Origin of the sequence: Pedobacter sp. HMWF019, from assembly GCF_003061025.1 — a bacterium.
Taxonomy (GTDB): Bacteria; Bacteroidota; Bacteroidia; order Sphingobacteriales; family Sphingobacteriaceae; genus Pedobacter.
On sequence record NZ_QAIL01000550.1, the window covers coordinates 1 to 6,260 of the forward strand.

Here is a 6,260-nt window from a genome sequence, read left to right on the forward strand (position 1 = left end):
GTCCTCTACTGCGCAGAAAAATTATAAAGTTATACCATTACCTCAAGCCATCAACAGTATAAATGAAGAATTTTCCGGCATGTCGCTGTACGAGAACCGACTGTACTTATTACCCCAATACGGAAGCCATAAAGAAACCAAACTGGATAGTGCATTTAACATCTACAGCCTTCACACAGACAGCGTAAGCCGTGTAATAGATGGAAAAGACAGCGCCTTAACAGCATTTAAAACCATAAGAGTCAGAAATCTGGATCAGTTACCCGATTCTGTAAAAGCTTATTACGAAGGATTTGAAGCCATTGTTATTTTAAAAGACCAGGTATTTTTATCCATAGAAACCAATGACAAGTATGATTACTGCTTCATATTAAAAGGCATACTCGATAAAAAAACAACTCAAATTTTTATAGACCCAACACACTTCATTTCATTAAAAAGATACCCTTATATAAAAAATGCAGGTTTTGAAAGCCTTACTTATCTGCCCGCCGAAAACAAACTTCTTGCTATATATGAATTTAATGGAATGGAAAATGGTGGTCGGGCTTACCTGATCGATACTGCATTAAAAAAAGAACCGGAGAGAATTAGTGTTCCTTTTCTTCCATTCCGGATTACAGATATTCAGGCAGCACCTAAAGGCCGGATTTACGGCATCAATTATTACTGGAATGGGGATTATGAAGCCTACCTGGACAACAATATTTTAAGACATCAGGAGGAGCATTTAAAGCAACTCGTTCCTGAGTTAAGGGACAGTCTTAACCAAAATCCAGACTACCTGAAAGAGAAAACGACTTATTATGCGCGCATTGTAACACTAAAGAACTATAAAGATAACAATTGGAAGCCAGTAACCTCTTTCGACCCCAAAAAAAACAATTGGGAAGGCATCACCCTCTTTAGAAAAGGTGCATTAACCATTACAGATGCCAATCGAAGCAAACAACAACTCACAACCCTGGCCTATTTTGATTTCCAATAAAAAAGGCCTCCTTTTATCAAGGAAGCCTTTCAAAAGAGTACGATGTTTAGAAAGAGTAACCTAAGCCAACAGAAATCACCCTGTTCTTAGCTTTTCCGTCACCGTCAGCATTAAGAACGTTACTTAATCCAAGGCCATATCCTGCATGAATATTAAACCCATTGCTCAACTGGTACCCTGTTAAGAGATTAAGACCGAAATCGCCACGTTTAAAAGCCTCCCCATCACCATATTTAATATCTTCTTTAACTTCTGCAGTTGAAGAGCCAACAGTCCCTTTAACTTTAATTTTTCCACCTAAACCGATGGCATAGTAAGGCCCTGCTCCAATAAAAAATTTGCCGCTTCCTGCCTGAAAATTGGCAACAATATTTACCGGAACCTCCAAATAAAAAGGGTTTATTTTAACTTCTCCTTTACCTGAGAAGCCATCACCAATATCGCCCAGATCACCGCTTTGTTTGGTACCCTTTCCAATGTATAATAAACCCGGCTGTACAGAAAACATTTCACTTACCGGTATATCAACAGTGCCGCCAATATAAAATGAAGTACTAATATCACCGGTTTCACTATAACCAGAACTGGAAAAAGAAAGATTTGAAAATGCCGCACCAGCCTTAATGCCAAATTTAATTGGACTTGTTTGCGCGGAAGCCGATAGGCCTAAACCTGTTAAGATCGTTAATGAGAGTAATAATTTCTTCACCTTTTTTAAAATTTAAATTTAATTCATTTGATTAGTTATTACTAAGAGTCCCAACTAAACCAATAGTTACAGCTAGTTTCAACTATATAAAAAAATAGCTATTAAATTTAACCACACCATTCTCCTTTTTTACCTAAATCCGACCAATAGACAGCGGCAATATGCTTAATTTTGCTACGTGTATTTATTACACTAACAAGAATAAACAATCAGGTTTAACGGCAAAAAACCGACCCGAATAAAATCAGGTGGTACCTGATGAATTCATCACAGCTAAAAAACAAATGAGGTTCATTGGTACAAAACAATGAACAGAACATTAATAATTATATTTTGATAAAAAAAAGTCTACTTACGCTTACACTCGGCGGTCTGGGTATAGGCATCACAGAATTCGTGATGATGGGCCTACTTCCAGATATCGCTAAAGACCTCTCTATAACCATTCCTCAGGCAGGGCACCTGATTTCAGCCTATGCCCTGGGCGTGGTGATCGGAGCACCGCTACTTATCGTTATTGCAGGAAGTTATCCTCCCAAAAAAATCCTGATTGCTTTAATGATCATGTTTACAGCTTTCAATGCGCTTTCTGCTTTTGCACCTGGCTATCATACCCTATTTATTGCCCGGCTGCTCGCTGGACTTCCACATGGTGCATTTTTTGGCGTAGGCTCTGTAGTGGCCAGCAAAATTGCAGAAAAAGGAAAAGAGGCACAGGCTGTATCATTAATGTTTGCTGGCTTGACCATCGCCAACATTGCTGGAGTACCATTGGGCACCTATATAGGACACCATTTTCTCTGGCGGTATACCTTTGTAATCGTTGTTATTGTTGGCTTAATTACCCTATTCAGTTTAAAAGCATGGCTTCCAGCACTGCCTGCAACTAAAGACAGAAATTTAAAACAGGAACTCGAATTTTTCAAACGCCCGGAAGCCTGGCTGATTATTCTCATGATTGCCATTGGAACAGGCGGCCTTTTCTCCTGGTACAGCTATATCGCTCCGTTGCTTACTGAGGTTTCGGCTTTTTCTGCAGATTCTATAACTTATATTCTGGTCCTGGCGGGATTGGGTATGTTTGTTGGAAATCTGGTTGGGGGTAAACTTGCAGATCGCTTTTCGCCGGCCAATGCCTGTGTCGTTCTGCTACTTATCATGGCTGCAACCCTAGTCATTGTTCATTATATTTCAGGCAATCAGATGCTTTCTTTAATCATGACTTTTATAACCGGAGCTGTAGCCTTTGCCCTGGCATCACCTATTCAAATGCTGATGATCAATACTGCAAAAGGATCTGAAATGCTGGCTGCATCTGTTAGTCAGGCCAGTTTCAACATAGGCAACGCCCTGGGTGCATTTCTTGGGGGCCTACCTTTAGCTGCAGGCTATGATTACACTTCACCTGTATTTGTAGGAACTCTTATGGCCTTAACTGGTGCCGGTTTTGCCTGGATGCTAATCCTCAGAAACAAAAAAACACGGGGAATATTAGAAACAATAAAAAATTAACCAGTCCTTTGCAAGAATGAAACAAAGCCTAAGAAAAACTATATTCACCCTGGTGATGATCAGCATTTCAACAATGCTTTTTGCCCAACAATCAGTTTTTAGAAACAAGCTAAATGAGATCGTTAAAGCGCATAAAGCAACCATAGGCTACTCCTTACTTGATCTTCAAAACGGCGATACTGTTACTGTTAATGGTGCAAAACATTTGCCTATGCAGAGTGTTTATAAATTTCATCTGGCACTGGCTGTGCTTCATCAGGTAGACCAGGGAAAGCTTCAGCTCGATCAAAAAATCCTGGTTCGGAAACAAGACCTTCTGCCAAACACATGGAGTCCCTTAAGGGATAAATACCCGGCAGGAAATGTAAAAATCCCTTTAAGCGAATTGTTAAGTTTCACTGTTTCGCAAAGCGACAACAATGGCTGCGATATTCTATTCCGGTTAATGGGTGGACCGGCTAAGGTTCAACAATATATCCGTAGTCTTGGTGTATCTGAAGTTGCCATTTCCGCAACTGAAGAAGAAATGCACCGGGACGATCAAATGCAATTCACCAACTGGTCTACTGCCCGTTCGGCAACCCAGCTCCTGGCTATATTTTATGCCAAACCCATCCTCTCCAAATCTTCTGCTGATTTCCTCTGGAAAGTTATGCGCGAAACGACCACCGGACCAAATAAGATCAAAGGGCTACTTCCTCCGGCAACTGAAGTTGCACATAAAACAGGCAATTCTGGCAGCAATACATCCGGCTTAACTGCCGCCACTAACGACATTGGAATTGTCACATTACCTAATGGAAAACATTTTGCTATAGCAGTGTTTGTGTCTATGACCACTGAGGATGAAAAGACAACTGATCGCATTATTGCAGAACTGAGTAAAGCAAGCTGGGATGAATTGATGAGCAGGAAATAATCATACCTTTGTATGTCCAATGCTAAAAAACCTAACCATATTTAAATCTACTGCGTTTGTATTTCTGTTCAGTCTGCTGATCTGCGTAAGGGCTTTTTCACAAGTCCCTGTTGAAGTCAATGACAATGTCAGCCAGCAGATTTTCTCATTCAACCAGATTGAAGTACTGAAAGATCCGGGAGGAAAACTCAGCTTTGATCAAATCAGCAGCAAGGCCTATCATAATCGATTTAAACCCAGCAAGACAAGTACACCGCAAGCCACATCCTTCAATACAACCTATTGGTTTCGGATCCGGATCAAACACAATAGTAAAGCAGAGAAATACTTTTTATTAGAGTTTTTTGATCAAACCATAGACCATATTACCGCTTATATCCCACAAGACAACGGAACATATAAAACGAAAATATTCGGGGACCGTTATAAATTCAGCCAAAGGGTGCTCCGGCATAAAAATTTTGAACTCCTGATCGACAATGAGAACGATCTTGTTCAAACCTATTATTTCAAAATCAAGTCCTCCCAGGTTGCCGACGCCATTATTGTACTCCGAAGTGCAGAATGGTTTATTGCTTATGCACTGAATGAATATTTCTTCTTTGGCATATTTTACGGTATGATTCTGGTTTTCAGCTTTTATAATCTTATTATGTTTATTGCTATCCGGCAAAAACAATATTTATATTATGTGCTGTACAATTTAAGTGTAGGTCTGTTCGAGATGAGCAATGATGGTATAGCTTATCAGTACCTCTGGCCAAATGCTCCCGGGTGGAATCAGATTGCTTATGCCTTTGCCCTGTGTGCAGCCAGTATATTCGCATTACTATTTACGCGTGCGTTACTCTATGTAAAAGCTAAAGCACCACGGCTAAACCAGATTATTTTATGGATCATTGGATTGCGAATTGCATTTTTCTTATACAGCCTCCTGTTTAATCAAAATTTGTTCAGCTATAAGTTTATTGAGTTCATCCCGCTTTCGGCAGCCTTCTTTACAGGGATTTACATTTACAGTAAAGGGTATCTGCCCGCAAGATTCTTTGTATTGGGCTACGGATTCTTATTCCTTGGCTTTACCATGAAACTCTTGATTATGCTCCATTTTGACTGGCTAAATTTTGGGGTGATCAGCTATTATAGTTTGAGCTTTTGTTTTGTACTTGAAATGGTGTTCCTTTCCTTTGCTATAGGAGACAAGGTCAGCATTTTAAAAAAGAAAAAAGACAAAGCCCAAAGACAGATCATTAAACAAATGGCAGTCAATGCCAAACTCAAAGATAGTCTGAACCTGGAACTGGAACGTCAGGTAGAAGCCAGAACCAAAGAAGTTTTTCATAAGTCTCTTATCATCGAAGCCAAAAACAGCGAATTACAGCAGGCCAATGACTTGCTCCTGCAACAGGCAGAGGAGATCACCAGGATGAACATTCTCCTGGAACAAGACAACCAGGAACTGCAAACTAATGTTGAGAAGGTAACCCGGGACAGGGTCATGTCGGCTGATGTGGATTTTGAAGAATTCAGCAGGATCTATCCAGATAAAGAAAGCTGCAACCTCTTTCTGGCAGAACTGAAATGGAAAAACGGCTATACCTGCCGTAAGTGTAAAAACACACATTTCTATGCCGGACATATTCCTTACAGCCGCAGGTGTAGCAAATGTGGCTATGAAGAATCCGTAACCACCTACACCATTTTTCACAACACCAGGATTCCCATCAACAAAGCATTCTATATGGTATTCCTGATCTTTTCTTCAAAAGGAAAAATTTCATCACACAAGCTTTCAGAACTGCTGAACATCAGGCAAAGTACTTGCTGGACCTATGGAACCCGGATAAAAACCGTTATGGAAGAACGAAAATCCAAACTCAAAAAGACCAATAAAAATGGCTGGAGCGAACTGGTTTTAGATTAAACAATGGTTGCTTCTCCATAAAAAACAAGAATATTCAGGTCCGTTATCTAATAAAATGCCTCTTTTTTTGATAAAAAACAACAGGGTATCGAACCGTATCGTAGCCCCATACCAATCCAGGCCACCAGGCAGCCTTATGTACTGTTTATCAGTCGATAAGCAAGTTATTGAACTACGGTATTAAAGCGTATCGAAATCAATACAACTA

General features: G+C 40.0%; 5 protein-coding genes. 4 read left to right on the plus strand and 1 reads right to left on the minus strand.

Going from position 1 to position 6,260, the window contains the following annotated elements; translation table 11 throughout:
- Positions 1 to 988, plus strand: a 988-nt coding sequence (locus DBR11_RS29770; protein ID WP_158275391.1) for a hypothetical protein, incomplete at its 5' end; no start/stop codon positions are given.
- Between the two features lie 46 nt (positions 989 to 1,034).
- Here the strand turns inward: DBR11_RS29770 and DBR11_RS26800 are convergent.
- A complete protein-coding gene (locus DBR11_RS26800) occupies positions 1,035 to 1,697 on the minus strand; it encodes a porin family protein (protein WP_158275392.1) in 663 nt (220 codons plus the stop codon).
- A 333-nt stretch (positions 1,698 to 2,030) separates the two neighbouring features.
- On the opposite strand from DBR11_RS26800, the gene DBR11_RS26805 reads away from it, so the two are divergent.
- The 3 genes from DBR11_RS26805 to DBR11_RS26815 are packed head-to-tail and all read left to right on the plus strand — an operon-like array spanning position 2,031 to position 6,052.
- The gene (locus DBR11_RS26805) at positions 2,031 to 3,209 is read left to right on the plus strand and encodes an MFS transporter (protein ID WP_369974464.1); all 1,179 of its coding nucleotides are present in this window, start codon (positions 2,031 to 2,033) and stop codon (positions 3,207 to 3,209) included.
- Between the two features lie 16 nt (positions 3,210 to 3,225).
- Positions 3,226 to 4,128 carry a class A beta-lactamase, subclass A2 gene (gene bla, locus DBR11_RS26810; RefSeq protein ID WP_108555619.1) on the plus strand — a complete coding sequence of 301 codons (903 nt, stop codon included), beginning with the start codon at positions 3,226 to 3,228 and terminating at the stop codon, positions 4,126 to 4,128.
- A gap of 19 nt (positions 4,129 to 4,147) precedes the next feature.
- Complete coding sequence (locus DBR11_RS26815; RefSeq protein ID WP_108555620.1) at positions 4,148 to 6,052, plus strand: 7TM diverse intracellular signaling domain-containing protein; 1,905 nt, start codon at positions 4,148 to 4,150, stop codon at positions 6,050 to 6,052.
- Positions 6,053 to 6,260: the final 208 nt, after the last annotated feature.

What these genes read in the sequence shown, in the direction of transcription:
- DBR11_RS26815 (WP_108555620.1), top strand. Translation starts at nt 4,148, where the DNA reads ATGCTAAAAAACCTAACCATATTTAAATCTACTGCGTTTGTATTTCTG.
- bla (WP_108555619.1), top strand. Translation starts at nt 3,226, where the DNA reads ATGAAACAAAGCCTAAGAAAAACTATATTCACCCTGGTGATGATCAGC.